The sequence below is a fragment of the Chryseobacterium vaccae genome (assembly GCF_009602705.1).
GTDB classification, from domain to species: domain Bacteria; phylum Bacteroidota; class Bacteroidia; order Flavobacteriales; family Weeksellaceae; genus Chryseobacterium; species Chryseobacterium vaccae.
This window is the reverse complement of sequence record NZ_VSWH01000001.1, coordinates 4,036,284-4,052,277: the sequence shown is the minus strand read 5'-3', so window position 1 is coordinate 4,052,277 and position 15,994 is coordinate 4,036,284. Positions and strand designations below refer to the sequence as shown.

General features: G+C 37.4%; 22 protein-coding genes. 5 read left to right on the top strand and 17 right to left on the bottom strand.

Going from position 1 to position 15,994, the window contains the following annotated elements; translation table 11 throughout:
- Nucleotides 1-27 precede the first annotated feature (27 nt).
- The 3 genes from clpX to greA all read right to left on the bottom strand — a co-directional run bounded on the left by clpX (nt 28) and on the right by greA (nt 2,209).
- A complete protein-coding gene (gene clpX, locus FW768_RS18495; RefSeq protein WP_153397931.1) occupies nt 28-1,215 on the bottom strand; it encodes an ATP-dependent Clp protease ATP-binding subunit ClpX in 1,188 nt (395 codons plus the stop codon).
- Between the two features lie 66 nt (nt 1,216-1,281).
- Entirely contained in the window at nt 1,282-1,671 is a 390-nt protein-coding gene (locus FW768_RS18490; RefSeq protein ID WP_153397929.1) for an HIT family protein, read from the bottom strand.
- Between the two features lie 67 nt (nt 1,672-1,738).
- Entirely contained in the window at nt 1,739-2,209 is a 471-nt protein-coding gene (gene greA / locus FW768_RS18485; RefSeq protein WP_153397927.1) for a transcription elongation factor GreA, read from the bottom strand.
- Between the two features lie 109 nt (nt 2,210-2,318).
- Between greA and FW768_RS18480 the strand changes: the two genes are divergently transcribed.
- Nucleotides 2,319-2,774, top strand: coding sequence for a hypothetical protein (locus FW768_RS18480; RefSeq protein WP_153397925.1), 456 nt, complete (start codon nt 2,319-2,321; stop codon nt 2,772-2,774).
- 40 nt (nt 2,775-2,814) lie between these two features.
- Here the strand turns inward: FW768_RS18480 and FW768_RS18475 are convergent, their stop codons facing one another.
- A complete protein-coding gene (locus tag FW768_RS18475) occupies nt 2,815-3,654 on the bottom strand; it encodes a GLPGLI family protein (protein ID WP_185152005.1) in 840 nt (279 codons plus the stop codon).
- Between the two features lie 154 nt (nt 3,655-3,808).
- Between FW768_RS18475 and dtd the strand changes: the two genes are divergently transcribed.
- A complete protein-coding gene (gene dtd, locus FW768_RS18470; RefSeq protein ID WP_153397921.1) occupies nt 3,809-4,258 on the top strand; it encodes a D-aminoacyl-tRNA deacylase in 450 nt (149 codons plus the stop codon).
- 311 nt (nt 4,259-4,569) lie between these two features.
- The gene (locus tag FW768_RS18465; protein ID WP_153397919.1) at nt 4,570-6,222 is read left to right on the top strand and encodes a S8/S53 family peptidase; all 1,653 of its coding nucleotides are present in this window, start codon (nt 4,570-4,572) and stop codon (nt 6,220-6,222) included.
- Between the two features lie 61 nt (nt 6,223-6,283).
- On the opposite strand, the gene FW768_RS18460 is transcribed toward FW768_RS18465, so the two are convergent.
- The 13 genes from FW768_RS18460 to FW768_RS18400 form a co-directional block, all read right to left on the bottom strand.
- Nucleotides 6,284-6,796, bottom strand: a complete 513-nt coding sequence (locus tag FW768_RS18460) for a hypothetical protein (protein ID WP_153397917.1) — start codon at nt 6,794-6,796, stop codon at nt 6,284-6,286.
- 52 nt (nt 6,797-6,848) lie between these two features.
- A complete protein-coding gene (locus FW768_RS18455) occupies nt 6,849-7,376 on the bottom strand; it encodes a hypothetical protein (protein WP_153397915.1) in 528 nt (175 codons plus the stop codon).
- A 136-nt stretch (nt 7,377-7,512) separates the two neighbouring features.
- Nucleotides 7,513-8,883, bottom strand: a complete 1,371-nt coding sequence (locus FW768_RS18450; RefSeq protein ID WP_153397913.1) for a DUF4153 domain-containing protein — start codon at nt 8,881-8,883, stop codon at nt 7,513-7,515.
- 26 nt (nt 8,884-8,909) lie between these two features.
- The gene (locus FW768_RS18445) at nt 8,910-9,200 is read right to left on the bottom strand and encodes a hypothetical protein (protein WP_153397911.1); all 291 of its coding nucleotides are present in this window, start codon (nt 9,198-9,200) and stop codon (nt 8,910-8,912) included.
- 16 nt (nt 9,201-9,216) lie between these two features.
- The gene (locus tag FW768_RS18440; RefSeq protein WP_153397909.1) at nt 9,217-9,702 is read right to left on the bottom strand and encodes a Coq4 family protein; all 486 of its coding nucleotides are present in this window, start codon (nt 9,700-9,702) and stop codon (nt 9,217-9,219) included.
- Between the two features lie 11 nt (nt 9,703-9,713).
- Nucleotides 9,714-10,007 carry a hypothetical protein gene (locus FW768_RS18435; RefSeq protein WP_153397907.1) on the bottom strand — a complete coding sequence of 98 codons (294 nt, stop codon included), beginning with the start codon at nt 10,005-10,007 and terminating at the stop codon, nt 9,714-9,716.
- A gap of 15 nt (nt 10,008-10,022) precedes the next feature.
- The gene (locus FW768_RS18430) at nt 10,023-10,862 is read right to left on the bottom strand and encodes a metallophosphoesterase (protein WP_153399975.1); all 840 of its coding nucleotides are present in this window, start codon (nt 10,860-10,862) and stop codon (nt 10,023-10,025) included.
- 47 nt (nt 10,863-10,909) lie between these two features.
- Nucleotides 10,910-11,200 (bottom strand): hypothetical protein, encoded by a 291-nt coding sequence (locus FW768_RS18425; RefSeq protein ID WP_153397905.1) that lies wholly within the window; start codon nt 11,198-11,200, stop codon nt 10,910-10,912.
- A gap of 67 nt (nt 11,201-11,267) precedes the next feature.
- Complete coding sequence (locus FW768_RS18420) at nt 11,268-11,558, bottom strand: winged helix-turn-helix domain-containing protein (RefSeq protein WP_153397903.1); 291 nt, start codon at nt 11,556-11,558, stop codon at nt 11,268-11,270.
- The gene (locus FW768_RS18415) at nt 11,555-12,079 is read right to left on the bottom strand and encodes a hypothetical protein (protein WP_153397901.1); all 525 of its coding nucleotides are present in this window, start codon (nt 12,077-12,079) and stop codon (nt 11,555-11,557) included. The genes FW768_RS18420 and FW768_RS18415 overlap by 4 nt, the downstream gene beginning before the upstream one ends.
- Before the next feature lie 22 nt (nt 12,080-12,101).
- Nucleotides 12,102-12,680 (bottom strand): hypothetical protein, encoded by a 579-nt coding sequence (locus FW768_RS18410; RefSeq protein ID WP_153397899.1) that lies wholly within the window; start codon nt 12,678-12,680, stop codon nt 12,102-12,104.
- A 53-nt stretch (nt 12,681-12,733) separates the two neighbouring features.
- Complete coding sequence (locus FW768_RS18405) at nt 12,734-13,351, bottom strand: hypothetical protein (RefSeq protein ID WP_153397897.1); 618 nt, start codon at nt 13,349-13,351, stop codon at nt 12,734-12,736.
- A 171-nt stretch (nt 13,352-13,522) separates the two neighbouring features.
- Complete coding sequence (locus tag FW768_RS18400) at nt 13,523-14,287, bottom strand: enoyl-CoA hydratase/isomerase family protein (protein WP_153397895.1); 765 nt, start codon at nt 14,285-14,287, stop codon at nt 13,523-13,525.
- Between the two features lie 284 nt (nt 14,288-14,571).
- On the opposite strand from FW768_RS18400, the gene FW768_RS18395 reads away from it, so the two are divergent.
- Together FW768_RS18395 and FW768_RS18390 are read left to right on the top strand one after the other, a co-directional pair.
- Nucleotides 14,572-15,120 (top strand): phage tail protein, encoded by a 549-nt coding sequence (locus FW768_RS18395; RefSeq protein WP_153397893.1) that lies wholly within the window; start codon nt 14,572-14,574, stop codon nt 15,118-15,120.
- A 36-nt stretch (nt 15,121-15,156) separates the two neighbouring features.
- A complete protein-coding gene (locus FW768_RS18390) occupies nt 15,157-15,978 on the top strand; it encodes a T9SS type A sorting domain-containing protein (protein ID WP_153397891.1) in 822 nt (273 codons plus the stop codon).
- Nucleotides 15,979-15,994 lie beyond the last annotated feature (16 nt).

The window sequence follows — 15,994 nt, the reverse complement described above, 5'->3', positions numbered from 1 at the left end:
TTTTTATTTCTTAGAAAAAAATATATTTTATTTATTAACAAAAATATTATCTTCCGTCAATATGATTTCTTTCTCTTCTCCTATTGAAAACATATAATCCTCCAAAACCTTCTCGGTTGTTCCTCTTAAGCCTCTGGCGCCCAATCCTTTCTCAATGGTTTCTTCTACAATTTTCTCGATAGCACCGTCTGTGAAAGACAATTGGGTACCATCCATTTTGAAAAGCTCCACAAATTGATTAATGATAGAATTTTTAGGTTCTTTCATAATCCTTACCATGGTTTCTTTTGTTAGTTTATCAAGATAAGTAATGATCGGAAATCTTCCCAAAAGTTCAGGAATTAATCCGAAAGAACGAAGATCAATTGCATTAATATTTGTTAATACATATTCATCTTCATCTACTTTATTAATCTTTTCAGAACTAAACCCGATAGCCTGCTTGTTCATTCTTCTTTCAATGATCTCTTTGATTCCATCAAAAGCACCTCCGGCTATAAACAGGATATTCTGGGTATTTACCTGGATATACTTCTGATCCGGATGTTTTCTTCCTCCCTGAGGCGGAACATTAACAATGCTTCCTTCCAACAGTTTCAGCAGTCCCTGCTGTACTCCTTCTCCGGAAACGTCTCTTGTAATACTCGGGTTATCTGATTTCCTTGCAATCTTATCAATTTCATCAATAAATACAATTCCTCTTTCTGCTTTTTCCACGTCATAATCTGCCACCATTAAAAGTCTTGAAAGGATACTTTCGACATCCTCCCCTACATAACCGGCTTCTGTCAGGATAGTTGCATCAACGATACAGAAAGGTACATTAAGTTCTCTTGCAATGGTTTTTGCCAGTAAGGTTTTTCCGGTACCTGTTTCACCAATCATGATGATATTGGATTTTTCCAGCTCTACTTCTCTGTTTTCATCCTTGGCATGAAGAAGTCTTTTATAGTGATTGTACACCGCGATCGAAAGCTGTTTTTTTGCCTGATCCTGCCCAATAACATATTGATCAAGAAATACCTTGATCTCCTTAGGTTTTTTTAATTCGTCTATATTTTCTGCCGGGGAATATCCTGTTTTTGAAACGCTGTCTTTTACAATCACATGCGCCTGCTCTATACAGTTTTCGCAGATAAAACCATTCTGCCCGGAAATCAGCATCTGTACTTCATTTCTTTTTCTGCCGCAGAAAGAACATTGGTTTGAGTTCATACTATAATAATATATTGTATATGTTAAAGAAAATCGTAAAAAATTACTTTTTTACGATTTATGTTTTTAAGAATTAATAATAGAGTTTTTAATCTCTGTGTATTCTTCGTCCGTTAATTTTAATCTTTCATTTCTGAAATTCATATCTTCCACCTTATTCAAAGGGATGAGATGAATATGTGCATGCGGAACTTCAAGTCCCACTACTGCCACCCCTACTCTCACGCAGGGAACAGCATTTTTAATCTTCTTCGCTACGTTCTGTGCAAATCCCCAAAGGTTTTTGTATTCTTCACTCTCCAGATCAAAGATCAGGTCTACTTCTTTTTTGGGAACAACCAATGTATGTCCTTTCACCAATGGCATTGCGTCCAGGAATGCGATAAAGTTCTCATCCTCTGCAATTTTATAGGAGGGAATTTCGCCGTTGATGATCTTTGTGAATATACTGCTCATGTTGTAGAAGTTAGAAATTAAATAATAGAGTTAATAATCAGAAATTCAGATAAGAAGATGTATCAGACTATAGAGAAATGTCTAATACTTCGAAAGACAGTTTGTTTCCGTTAGGCAGAACGATATCTGCAGTTTCGCCTACTACTTTTCCAAGCAGTCCTTTTGCGATAGGGGTATTCACAGAAATTTTCCCTGCTTTAAGGTCACTTTCATTATCCGGTACCAGTGTAAACACCTGCTCCTGTTTGGTAGCGTTATTTTTAAGTTTTACCGTTGTAAGAATGGAAACCTTTGAAGTATCTAATTGACTTTCATCTATGATTTTAGAGGTTGCGATAGTATCTTTCAGCTTGGAAATTCTCATTTCAAGCATCCCTTGAGCCTCTTTGGCCGCATCGTATTCCGCATTTTCAGACAAATCTCCTTTGTCTCTTGCTTCTGCGATCTGCTGGGTAATTTTTGGTCTTTCCACAGTTTCTAACTGTTCCAGCTCAGCTTTCATTTTCTCTAGCCCCTCCTTTGTTACATAGCTTGCCATAATTTTCAAAATTTAGTTTTAGTATAAAAAAATAATCCGACATTTGCCGGACAATGTTTTCGTATTATAATCGTTTTATTTTTACAAATATATAAAAATTTAAATTGAAATGAAAAAAACTTTTTCGATACTATCTATTTTCATACTTCTGATTTTCAGCAATTTAACTATAAACTCATGTGGAAGCAGAGAAGATACTGTAAGCTGCTTTCCCAACAATCCTATTAATGTTACCTTAAACCTCAACCTTCCGGCTTATTATAATCTTACGTACAGCGGAGGCTGGATTTATGTGGACGAACAGCAGTCCGGAACCAGAGGGCTGATTGTTGTCCGTGTTGGTGACGCCTTTAAGGTTTATGACCGTAATGCTCCTCATCTCTGCCCTGATTCCAATACTACCCTTGAGGTACAAAACAACATCAATATTCTGTGTCCAAAAGATAATACAAAATGGATACTGAATACAGGCCAGCCGCTGGATGGAGCTCAAACCTCCCTTCCTCCGAAAACGTACCCTTACAATTATGACCCGGCATCCAAAACCCTGAACATTTATTATTAGTCCAAAATAAAAACCGCAATGATCTTAAATTGCGGTTTCTTTATTCATTATCGGGATATTGAATAGCCTTATCCAATTCTATCGGGTTATTAAAAGATCTGAGCTTTTTCCGTTCATTTTTTTCTGCCGGCTTTAATTCTTCTTTGGTCAGGATGGTGCCATCATCCAACTGAAGCTTTTTGCCTTCAGGAATACTCAATTTTCCATTAAAAACGTATTTAAAAGGGCTCTGATACAGTTCTAGTTTCAGATCATTCAGTTTTTTCTGACTGACTTTTATTGCTTTGCTTCTCCGCTCTTTAAGGCTGTAGCTTTCGTAATTTCCGGGAATTTTCTCACTTTTAATCAGCTTGAAAATATAATCATTCCGGGTATCATGGATTTCAATGATCATTCCGGGAAGACCATTAAATTTATACGGGCCATATGACAAAGGGATTTCCTGGGTAAACCACGCAACCCATTTTCTTCCCCCAAAACCGGTTTCTGCTTTCTGTACTTTCAGCTCGCCTATCATCTTTGTACTGTCTGATATCTTCCATACAAGATGGGCAGGTGTTTCCAGTTTATAAAAATTCACATCTCCTATATATTCGTAATTTTCATAAATGGAATTCCCTTTATTTCTGGTTAAAAAGGAAGTTAAACGATATCCTTTAAAACCCTCTTTTCCTGTTGCCGCAAATACGGAATCATTGATATAAAAAATTCTGTTGTAATAGGCTATTTCTTCTTTTGTAATGTCTAAATGGTAATTTTCTTTTGTGATTTCGCTGGAAGCAGAATCTTTTTTGAAACTGATCTCATAAATAAAGCGGTCATTTTGAGAATATAGTAAACAGCTCATGAGCGCCAATAGTATCGCGGCTATCTTTTTCATTGTTATCATGTTTTTAAAGCTTTTCAGAATACTGAACATAAAAGGCTGACAATATATAAAATTATAGCTTACCATTGAACAAAACTTTCCTGAATTCTTGCTGCTATCCTTTGAGTTTTCTTATATTGGAAGTTTAAAAGTAAAGATCAATAAAATGAAGATTGTCATACAAAGAGTATCGGAAGCCAGTGTAAAAGTAGATGGAAAAACAGTGGGTGAGATCGGTAAAGGCTTAATGCTGCTAACCGGAATAGATGAAAACGATGAAAAAGCAGATGCAGACTGGCTGGTTCAGAAAGTACTGAATCTCCGGATCTTTGGCGATGAAGATGGGAAACTGAATCTTTCTGTAAAGGATATTTCAGGAGAAATCCTTTGTATCAGTCAATTTACATTGATTGCTGACTATAAAAAAGGAAACCGTCCTTCATTTATAAAGGCAGCAAAACCTGACAAAGCTGTCCCTCTCTTTGATTATTTTAAAGAAGAGATCGCCAGATCCGGATTAAAAACTGAAAGTGGTATCTTTGGGGCGGACATGAAGGTTTCCCTAATTAATGACGGACCTGTAACCATTGTGATGGATTCAATAACAAAAAACTAATCCAGGAATTCATCAGTATTCATTAAGAATTGAATACCTCACCAGCATTACTTTAATCCTCTATAAAACAGCGTCTTTCAAAATTTCTGAAAGACGTTTTTCATTTTAATCCTGTAAATATAGTTTTCATCAGTATTAAAAGAATTATTTATTTGAAAAATTCACAAAAAAGTGATTTGCATTTATTTTATTCTTATTTTTGATGTAATCTGATTATAGCAGATGAAGATTTCGTTCGTTCATTTATTTTTTATCTCATTACCTAAAAAAACACCAATTATATATGATTCACAACCATTTAATACAATATTATGAGAGCAAAAATTTCACTTCTCACGTTACTTATTTTATGCTTTACCCTTTCTTTTGGGCAAAATACATTTAATAAAGCAAGCCATTTGAAAGATCACATTTATGTATGCTTTTCAAAAGGGATCAACTCTGAAAAAATGGCATTCAGTAAAAATCCGGAGCTGGAAAGCTTTGCCAGAGCCAATCAGATTTCATTTACTTATGATCTCGGTTTCAGTGATCAGAAACTTGATGAAATGATGAGAGACAGTAAGGCCAATGGTCATTCGGGTGAATCTGTAGAAAAACTGAAACGGATATTCAAGGCAGAGCTTCCTCTACAAAATGAAGAAGGTACAAAAAAGATGATTCGGGTTCTTGAAAAATTTCCTGAGATTGAGTATGTATCAGTCATGAGCGGAACTCCAATTGAGCCACCGTTAGTTAAAATGTATACCGTAACACCTAATCTGGAAAGCCTGCAGACCTACCTCAACGATAATCCCGGCATCAATGCAAAATATGCCTGGTCCAGAGGGATTACCGGACAAAACATCCGTATTCGTGATGTAGAATATGGCTTTCATAAAACCCATGAAATGCTGTCCGCACAGAACTTTATACAGCTGGAATCAGGATACACTCCTAACTCCGGATTATCGGGCAACAATTATATGGATCATGGAACCGCTGTGGTAAGTATTATGGGTTCAGCAAAAGATAATGTAGGGCTTTCCGGGGCAGCCTATGGTGCTTCTGAAATAAAAGGTTATTTAGAATGGACGACTGTTGGTTATAACAGGGCTTCGGCGGTAAGCAGATCTATCAGTGCTTCTCAGGCAGGCGACATTATTTTATACGAAATGCAGACCGGCGGGAAAGATGGTTACTGCCCTGCAGAATATGACAGTGTTATCTGGGATATGACAAAAGCCGCTACAGATTCCGGAATTATCATTATTGCTGCTGCAGGAAACGGAAATCAGGATTTAGATGAGCCTTTTTACGCAGCGTACCGGGCAAGAGGAAACAGCGGAGCCATTATTGTAGGAGCCGGTTCTCCTAATACTACCCATTCTAAACTAAGCTTCAGCACCTACGGAAACAGGGTGGATGTTCAGGGCTGGGGAAGCAGTGTTCTGGCGGCAGGATATGGTTCTTACCAGAAATATGATAATGATAACAACAGGACTTATAACTATTTCAGCGGAACAAGTTCTGCCACTCCTACCGTAGCCTCAGCAGCTGTATTGATCCAGTCTTTCTACCGTCAGAATACAGGCCAGTATTTAACTCCGGCTGCCATGAAAAACCTTTTGGTTTCTACGGGAATTCCTCAGGGAGGAACAGACACCAATAAGAAAATAGGACCACTTCCCAATGTAAAAAATGCCATATTACAATTAGAGGGCAGCTTTGCAGCTCCTGTAAAAAATATGCTTCCGTTAGAAATCAAAATTTATCCTAATCCGGCAGGCAACTATATTGCATTAAAAGGCGGTGAAAATAAAAAGCTTGATATAGAAATTATCAATATGCAGGGACGATCTGTGATCAAAAATTCGGTTTCTACAGATGAAAGAATGGACATATCTTCTCTTCCTCCGGGACAATATATGATCAATATTAATGAAGGACAAAGAAGAGTTGTTGAGAAATTCACAAAATTATAAACTCAACAAAAACACCTTTCAGCAGTACTGAAAGGTGTTTTTTTAATCAATATATATTAAACTATTTCGCAGGAACGCTGCTGAAATTAAGCGCAACTTTGATATTCATATCTGAACTGGTCTGGTTTTTCAATTCATAAACGGTTCTTACGGTAAGTCCGGAACTTTTTACGACCTCATCCAGAAATCCGGTATCATTAAGATCAAGATTCAGGCTGGAAGAATTGGTTGATATATTGGAGCGGGAAGCAACCAGTCTTTCTCCGGTACCGCCTGATGAAATGTATACTTTAACTGTTTTAAAGGCACTCAGATTTCCGCCTGAAGGAGAAACTATAGAGATTTTCGCATCAGAAATTCTTACGTCTTTAATTTTAGCGTTATTATTTCCTCCAAACCATGTCTGTACATTGGTTGCAGTAGAAGTTGATGAAACTTCTTTATCGGCAGGCACTCCCGTAGAAACTAAAACATTGGCTGTATAGGGGAATGTATTCTGAACCAGCGACTGTACCGTTCCACAACTTACTGCTACCACAGAAACAGCTGCTGTCATTAAAAATATATTTTTCATAATTTTAAACTTTAGTGTTCAGTTTGCAGAAACTATACCAAACCGATTACAATTATTCTACATTAACCATAAAACTACCTTTTGTATTTCCTGAAGCCATATTACTTTTCCCGATTATCAGCCATACTTCGCCTTTTTCCGGAATTTTATAGGTGATATCTCTTCCGAAAGGGCCATCATAGCTTCCGTTCGGCAGCCTGATCTGGTTGAAACGGATATTAAAGTCTTTCTGGTTGGTAGTGATTGTAGCTTTCAAATCTGATTTCCCATAATTCCTGAGTTTAAGAACAAGCTCCTGCCCTTCTTTTGTAAACTCTTCCCCCAATGCGAAAGGCAATTGGGAAGCATCTGCTGTTCTTATGATCTGTCTGCCTTTTTCTTCTCTCATGACTCCCTTCCGTCCGCCAGCCGAAACATTCCTGGTGACAGAATCTCTAGTAAGCACTGCCGAATCTGATTTTACTGCAGAATCCGGTATTTCTGTTACCACTGCAGAATCTTTGTCGGGTACTGTAACCGGGGGTGCTTCTTTTTTACAGGAAAGAATCAACAATGGAATGAAGAATAAGCTCTTTTTCATAGGACTTTATTTTAGAATGATGTGTTAACTGTAGTTTAAACCGGGAAAACATATTTTCAATCATCTGTATCTCCGGTTCATATGATCTTTTCAAAGCTAAAATTATTCCAAGTGTTTTTCAGACAATCTTTTATTTCTATTTCAGGGTTTGATAATATACAATCTTTGAAAGGAAAGGTTTTAATTTCTGTTCTTTAATTTTATCCTGCACTTTCTTTCTAAGTTCCGGATTATTCTTTTCATCTGCATATTTCAGCAGAGGTCTTTCACTAAAATTAATAGACCTGAAGTGATAATCCACGACAAAATCTTTACGTTTCATATTCTGTGAGGTAATAAACCCTCCCCAGTTGATGTAGCTGCAAATCAGGATCGTTCCATAAAAATACCAGGCCATTGTATTGAACAGGAATACATTTCTTTTTTGCTTCTGAATTTTAATAAAAGTCATTGCCAGCCCCGCCAGAGACAGAATCAGAAATGCAAACACACCAAGTCTTTTATAGGTAAACCCGTAATTCACGATATATTCGTAGTTTTTTACGGCTGCAGACAGCACCAACACAGCATTCAGAAATATCCAGATTTTGGCTAAAATTTTCATCAGCCGGGCTTTGGGATCAAAATTAAAGCCAGATTTAAAGTAGAACATGATGACCAGAATAGCCATTATAATAGATACAATCACCGCATTCACTCTCTGATGGGTTTCTTCTGAAAGCTGGTAAGGAGTCTTTACAGCTTCATAAAATTGTTCATAATTGTAGGTCAGAATAAAAAAGACCAGCAAAATGTTGAGGGAGAAGAAAGAAACGACCCCGCTTATTCTTTCGGCATCAAGATCCAGAAATGAATAGGTGGATTTCTGAGGTTTCCTGTTTTCACTAAAGTCATTATCCAACAGGTGATTCATTTTATAGATTGGTCTTTCTACTGCATAATTCCAGTAATTGAAGGCAATAAAAAACCCGATGGCTGACAGACAAATGACCTGCCAAACGTTCAGATCCAGTTCATAATCTCTGAAAAGTGCAGCAAAGTGATCACTTCCTGCTGAATAGATCGCAAAAAAAATGGACAGGAATATGAGTGGAATTAACACAAAAGCCAATGTTTTCTGCCAGACCCCTGAGACGTTTCTTTTCGGCAGCCATGCATCAAAACTGAAAAACCGGAAAAATGAGGTAATGCAGTTGATTATAAAAACCGGAATCAGGAATAACATTTTCAGCTTCCTGTTTCGGGAACGGTAAGAAAGCATAAGGAATGAACTTACAACCGCCAGAAATGAAGGAAAGTCCCCGTACCATATAAAAGCAATACTCGACAAAATACTGGTAACAAAAAGTATCAGAAAAATTCTGGTCCTGTTTTGCTCCGGCGTTCTGAATAAAGTTAATAAGGCATAGATAATTCCCAGGATTCCAAAATTCAATCCGATATCCTGATCATAAAACAGAACAACAAATAAAGCGGCTGTAAGAAATATATAGTGATGTGTTTTCATAATTGAAAAATTTAGAGATTAAAGGTTTATATATTAAAGACAATAAGAAGGTATACAACTGCTATCGGGATGTTAAGGAGAAGCAGCAATATGGAATTTCCTGAAGCCTTATGATCTGAAACATTCGTTAGAAATTCTATGAGTTCGTACAATAGTACAATCAGGTTGATGACTGCAGCAGCAACGACATAATAAAAGCCCAGTATGACCAGAAAATCTGATCGGGTTACCAGGAAGCTGATAAAAATAAACGTTCCTGTTAAAAATGAGGTAAGGAAAACATTTCTACCCAGCGGGCTGCATTTGATACTCTTCATGGTTTGATCAGTTTAATTAATAAAGTACAACTGGATCTTTCTGTTGGATATAGTCTCTCAGGTGGTCAAAATTCTGCCACAGGAGGCTTTCAAAATCCCAGTTATAAAATGGTTTCATACGCTGTCCTTTTCTGTAGGCTCTGAGGTACATTTTCATGTATTCAGGAAGGATAAGTGTTCCCAATACCACTGCCGCAAGAAGGTGGGCATTCAATTTTCCGTTTCCGAGAAGCAGATACTGCATAGCGATTTCATCTTCAAAATGAGTTCCACAGCCTGTGATCAGATGGTGTACATCGTGGTTCTCCATTTTAGGGATCATAGAGAATCCATGTTTTTTATAAAACTCCCCCAACTTTCTGCCTAAAGAATCTTCTTTGAATTCCAGCAGCTGCTTTTCATTGAACTGCCACTGTCTTTTTTTCTTCTTAAAGTATTTTCTGTAAAGTTTCTGAGTTTTATCATAAACAAAAAGCAAAAAGGCAACACGCATTTTTTTCATAGTTTATTATTTTAAATGATAGTAAGTCCTATTAAAGTGTACACAATAGCGAGAGGAATATTGATAAGGATTATTCCTATAGCTTTAAGGCAGGCATTGAGTTTTGAATGACAGATAAGCCCGTACAGCAGCAGTCCTGCTATTGCTATCATATTCAGTATAGATCCGAATACAAGCAGCATATAACCGCCAGCCATAAAACCGTCATCTCTGGTGAATATAAAACCAAAGAGACATATATTTCCCAGCAGCAGGCATAACCCAAACAGCCCTCTTCCTATATTTATAATTTCATGGTCTTTCATTGTTATATTTTTATATTAAGCTTGAGCTAAAGTAAAAACCGTTATTTCCGGACGTACCATAAAACGGATCTGGAAAGAATGCCCGATTGCCCGGTTGATGTACAGCATTCTTCCATCCTGAAGATCAATCTCGCCGGAGATATATTGTTTATTTTTCACCGGGAGAACCGGAGTAATTATTCCCGGAATTCGGCATTGTCCACCATGGGTATGTCCGCTCAAAATCCATCCCTGGTAGCCGTTCCAGATGTCTATATCACAGGCATCAGGGTTATGGCAAAGCACAATGGAAGCTTTTGAAGGATTATAATTCTTCATGACTTCAGAAAATCCGAAATTGGGTGACCACAGATCATCAAACCCAATAAAGTTCAGCCCGTGGCTTTCTTCACTTCTGTTTTTTAGCATCGTGATACCTGCGTTTTCGAGAATTCCACAGATCTTTTCTGAGCATGGTATATCTTTCCAGTCTGCTCCGTAATCATGGTTCCCCAGTATCCCGAAAGTAGCCAGATTTCCGTGAACAGCGTGGTTCATCACTTTTTTCAGAGCTTCCTGCTCTTCTGCATTTCCGTGGTTCACAAAATCCCCGGTGTAGACTACAAAATCTGGATTGAATTGTTGGGCTTCCTGAAAAGATTCGATCAAAAAATTCCAGTCGAAACGGTTTCCCACATGAAGATCAGAGATCTGCATCAGTGTTTTACCATTTAAAGTTTCCGGCAAATTTTTAACCGGAAGTTTTTTTTGGACAAACTCTATCCAGAAAGGTTCTACCTGCCATGAATACAGCGCAGGAAATGCTCCGATTACTGAAATCTGCATCAATCTTTTAATAAATTTTCTTCTGGTCATCATTAAGGTCTGTGGTATTTTCTAATTCCGGGAAAGTAAATCCGGCATTAATTTCCGGCAAACGGGCTTCCGAAAATCCCTACGGCCAATTCAATCCAAATTAATGCGAGAACCAGCAGAATGAAAGTACAGATCAGGATTTTCCAACTTTGTTTTTTAATTCTGCTCCTTACGAGGTTGACTAGAAAAGCAGTAGCAAAAAGTAAAACTCCTGCGATCATAAAATCTGAAGGAGACCAGTTCACCTCATCAGTAATTATAGTTCCAAATAGCGGAATACATAGTAAAACCAATGGAAGGGCGTAAATCGTAAGTGTTTTTTGTTTTTGTGTCATCATATTATTTAATTTTATTTTTTATAAAGTACTTTGAATTGCAAAGTAAATTTTCAAAAAAATATAAGAATTATCGTCCCAATAATTTTTCAAGAGCATTAAGGTGTTCCGTGAAGGCCAGTCTCCCACTCTGGGTTACGCGGTAAGAAGTTTTAGGTTTTTTTCCTACAAATTCTTTCTTCACTTCAATATATCCTGCTTTTTCCAGGGCATTGCTGTGGCTTGCCATATTACCGTCTGTGATTTCAAGCAGAGCCTTCATTTCAGAAAAATCAACCCAGTCGTTCACCATAAGAACGGACATGATGCCCAGTCTTACGCGGCTTTCGAATTCTTTATTGAGCTGATTTATCTTTATCATTTTAACGTTATCTTATTTATTCTGAAATAGTCATAGAGTGCTGCATCAATGGCTATTCTTTCTTTAGTTTCTTTATTCTCCACGACCACAAAATCATGGTCTTTAAAAAATTTTGAGGTGAAGTACTGATTGATATTTTTATTCAAAAAATAGATCTCTCCTACTTCATGGCTCACCTCCCATTTTTTATCTAATTTATTCTTCCTGAGCTCAGTTTGTATCAATGCTGCTAAAAGTGCGGAATATCCTATACAATTGGCCTTTTTTGTTTTCAAAAGCAGATTGGGATCATTTTCACAGCGCTCAAAACTAAATGCCAGTACGGATGAGGTCTGTTCTAAGTTGTTCTGAATAATCTCTTCTATTTCCCTGGCAGGTTTATCGTCTTTTAAATTTTCATTTTCAAATGGATAAATCTGTCTCTCTTTGATGATTTCATATCTGAATAAACTGCTGAACAGAAAATTCCTGCTGAAAACAGCTGCAAAAATAATGATTAAAAACAGGATCCATTTCTTCACAATTATAAATTCTATTTTCCAGTTATCTTTTTCTAACAATTTTAAAAACTACTTGCTTCAAAAGCGACACTGCTCCTACACTTCCCATGAAAGATAAAATCCCTATCCAGATTGGCCATAAACTCATTATTTTACTTTTCCTGGCTGAATAAAAATCATAAGCATCTGTCAGCTGAAGCTTCTTATTTCCAATTGAAGAGCTCAGTTCTTTTTCAGTACTGAATTCTTTAACTTCACTGGTCTTTGTATTGTAAGAAAAATACTGGCCATCAAACATCTTTCCCAAGATCTGATTTCCGTTTTCCTCAATTTCTGATATTTCCGAAACCAATAGTTCTCCGTTTTCTTTTGCAATAGATGCCTGCTCCGGAATATCAATGAATAACAGCTGATGTTCATGTTTTAATGGTACATACCATGCATCTCCAATTCCAACATCTACCTTCTTTTTATCTGCCACAATAGACATTCCCATAAAGCCACAGATAAAAAAAGTATAAAAACCTACAAAAGGGGCTATTATCACCAATATCGTATTTCTGCTTTTTCCTTCCCTACTTACAAAATAAGTAATGATACCTCCTATTACTGCACAAGTCAAGCTTAAAATAAAGAGTATGAAAAGATATATAAGTATGACAAAGCCTATTCCCATTATTTATATTTCTTATGCATGATTAATCCATACACAATGTGCAATACTCCAAAGCCAAATGCCCAGAATACCAATCCCCAGCCTAAGAAGAATAATGAAAGCATTCCTAAAATAATTTCAAGATATCCTAAATATTTTACGTCTGTGAGGGTATATCGTTCTGCACTTACCAATGCAAGCCCGTAAAAGATCAGGGTAGCCGGAGCAATCCACACATACAGATGATGGAAGATGAGCGCCAGGCAAAAAATACCTCCTGTCACCAAAGGAACAGCAAAGGTTACCAAAAGGCGTTTTGTTGTTGCATCCCAGATTTTCAGTCCTTTCTTTTTACTTTTATTGGCTGTAAACACAGATCCGTTAACCACAGCTACTATCAGGATTACAAATCCGGTTATCACCAGTTCCTTCACCAGTTCCGGGCTAAAAAAATTCCTCTCACCTTCAAAATAATCGATTCCTTCACGTTGAAGTATAAAATATACATATCCAGCCCCAATTAAGGCTGCAAGTCCTGCAAATACACCGGACAACCCGCTCAGTGAAATAAACCGGGAAGACCGCTCCATCATGGAACGGATATGGGACAGGTCTTCATGATAATTTTTTGAATCCATAAAAAGAACTTTGAATTACAAAGTTATAATTTATTTTTATCCTGCAAAATATTTTTCGAAAAAATTGAAATGGAAAATAAGAGATTATGAATAGCGAATTGATTTTGCAGTTAATGGTCAACAAAAAAGCCGCTGAACAAATCAACGGCTGTATTATAGGAAAGCTGGTTTTTACTTAGCTCTCAGTCTTTCTTTGATGGCTTCGATATTTTTCTTGGCAGAATCTTCAAGGATAAGGCTTGCACTCATATGGATTCTGGCAGGCATCAGCTCATTGAAATGATCTGTACCTTCCCATGATACTTTTTTGATCAGTGCCAAAGCATCACTGCTTCTGGACGCCAAAGTCTGTAAAAATTTCTCAAGCTGTTCATCCATTTCTGCGATGCTGTCTGAAACGGAGTGGTAAACATTGTGTTGTTCTGCCCACGCTGCCGATCTGAAATCAGCATCAATAGCCATTGCAGAGAACTGTGATTTTCCGATTTTTCTTTCTACATAAGGACCGATAACGAAAGGACCGATTCCCAGATTGATCTCTGTTAACGCTAACGCAGAATCTTTAGTAGCAAAACAATAATCTGCTCCACACGCAATTCCTACTCCTCCACCGGTTGTTTTTCCCTGAACTCTTACTACGACAATCTTTCCGCAGTTTCTCATCGCATTAAGCACTTTGGCAAATCCTCCGAAAAATTTTGTAGAAGCCTCCAGTTCTTCAATAGCCAGAAGCTCATCAAAGCTGGCTCCTGCACAGAATGCTTTTTCTCCTTCACTCTTTACCAGAATGGCTTTTACCTCATCTTTTGCGCCTTCATCCAGAATGGTTTGAGCAAGCTTTTCCAGAATTGCTCCCGGAAGAGAGTTGCTTTTAGGGGTTCCGAAAGTAATTTCGGCAATATTATTTTTAATTTCTGATACTACAAATTCGTTCATTTTTATTTTAAATTGGATTCTTACAAAAATACTAAATACTGATCTTTCAGAGAAAATTATCCTCTACAAATTATTTCTTTCATCACCGCTTCGGAATATCAGATCACTCATCCCTTTTTTAATGAAATTACGTATAAATACGTAGTGCGAAATTTGGTATTTTCTACGCTAGTACTGCCTTATGGGAAATCGTTCCTTTGACCTATCAAAACAACTGATCTATTGAGGCGGAATCCGAAAAGCCCTATACGAGTAGGAAATTTAATCACTGAAAACTATTTATTATGGATGAGTACATTGGAATCGTAAAATTATTTGCCGGAAATTTTGCACCTAGAGGCTGGATGTTCTGCGACGGAAGCTTATTAAGAATTTCCCAAAACAGCGCTTTATTTTCAATTCTGGGAACAACTTACGGAGGAAACGGGATTGATACTTTCGCACTCCCTAACATGAAAGGGCGTATGGCTATCGGAGCCGGAACCGTAAACTCTAACGAAAATTATCCTTTAGGAGTTCAGGCAGGGACCACTCAGAATACACTATTATCAGCCAATCTTCCAAGTATAGGAGGTGGGTTTCAGCTGAGAGTAAAAAACCAGAATGCCAACAGTGCAACCCCTACGGCTGCTTCAGCACTTGCTATTTCGGGAATTCCAAACGGGAGGAACTTTGACCCAGTGCCAAGTTTTATAGATGCTGATCCGGATACGGCTATTAGTACAAAGTCTATTATGTTCACCGGGCAGAATCTTCCTGTGAATAATATGCCTCCGTATATCGGACTGAACTATATTATCTGTGTTGAAGGAATATATCCTTCCCGCAGTTAATATCCAAACAAAAATCTAATATTTAATACAAAAATCATGAAAAGCACTACCTTTTTAACAATATGTAGCCTGCTCATTTCAATTTTTTCATTTGGGCAGACCAGCAGCGAACTTTTTGAAACTGAATCTCCTGGAAGCACTACCTTTACAGATAACGGGGTAATTTTTAAAATTAACTCGCATGTATCCACTTTTAACGTCGTAAATTTCCCAAATACAGGCTGGTCTGGTACAGCTAATGATAACAGGTATATAGACAATACATCCAATGTAGGTCCGGCCAATCCATCATTCAGTGTTAAAACCACGTCCAATCTGTTTAAGGTAAACAAGTTTTGGGTATACACGGCTGATAAATTCAGCAATCAGAATGCCACAGGGTCACTTACTGTAACCGGAAAATTAAGTGGTGTTACTAAATTTTCCACCATAAAAACCGGAAACTTTGCTACATCACTTGGCTCTACAAATGGATACACGCTAATTGATATGACTAATCTGAACGGCCAGAACTATTCAAATATTATTATTGATGAGCTGGTGCTGACGCTTGGTGGTAATTTCTACTATCTTGGCTTTGATGCTTTCACCTGGGTAAAGGACAGCAATATTGTATTGGCAACCAACGAAACCAAAGCTGCGCAAAAAGGGATCAGTATTTATCCTAACCCAACTGACGGACCTGTTTCCATTGAAACGGAAAAGGATATAAAAGCTGAGGTTTACAGTATGGAAGGAAAGCTAATGAAGACTATGGATCTTAAGAAAGGTAATCAAAAGGCTGATCTTTCAGAGTTTCCAAGCGGAACGTATATCGTTAAAACTCCGTCAGGATCTTCTAAGGTCATCAAAAAATAAAATCCAATTTTTTCAT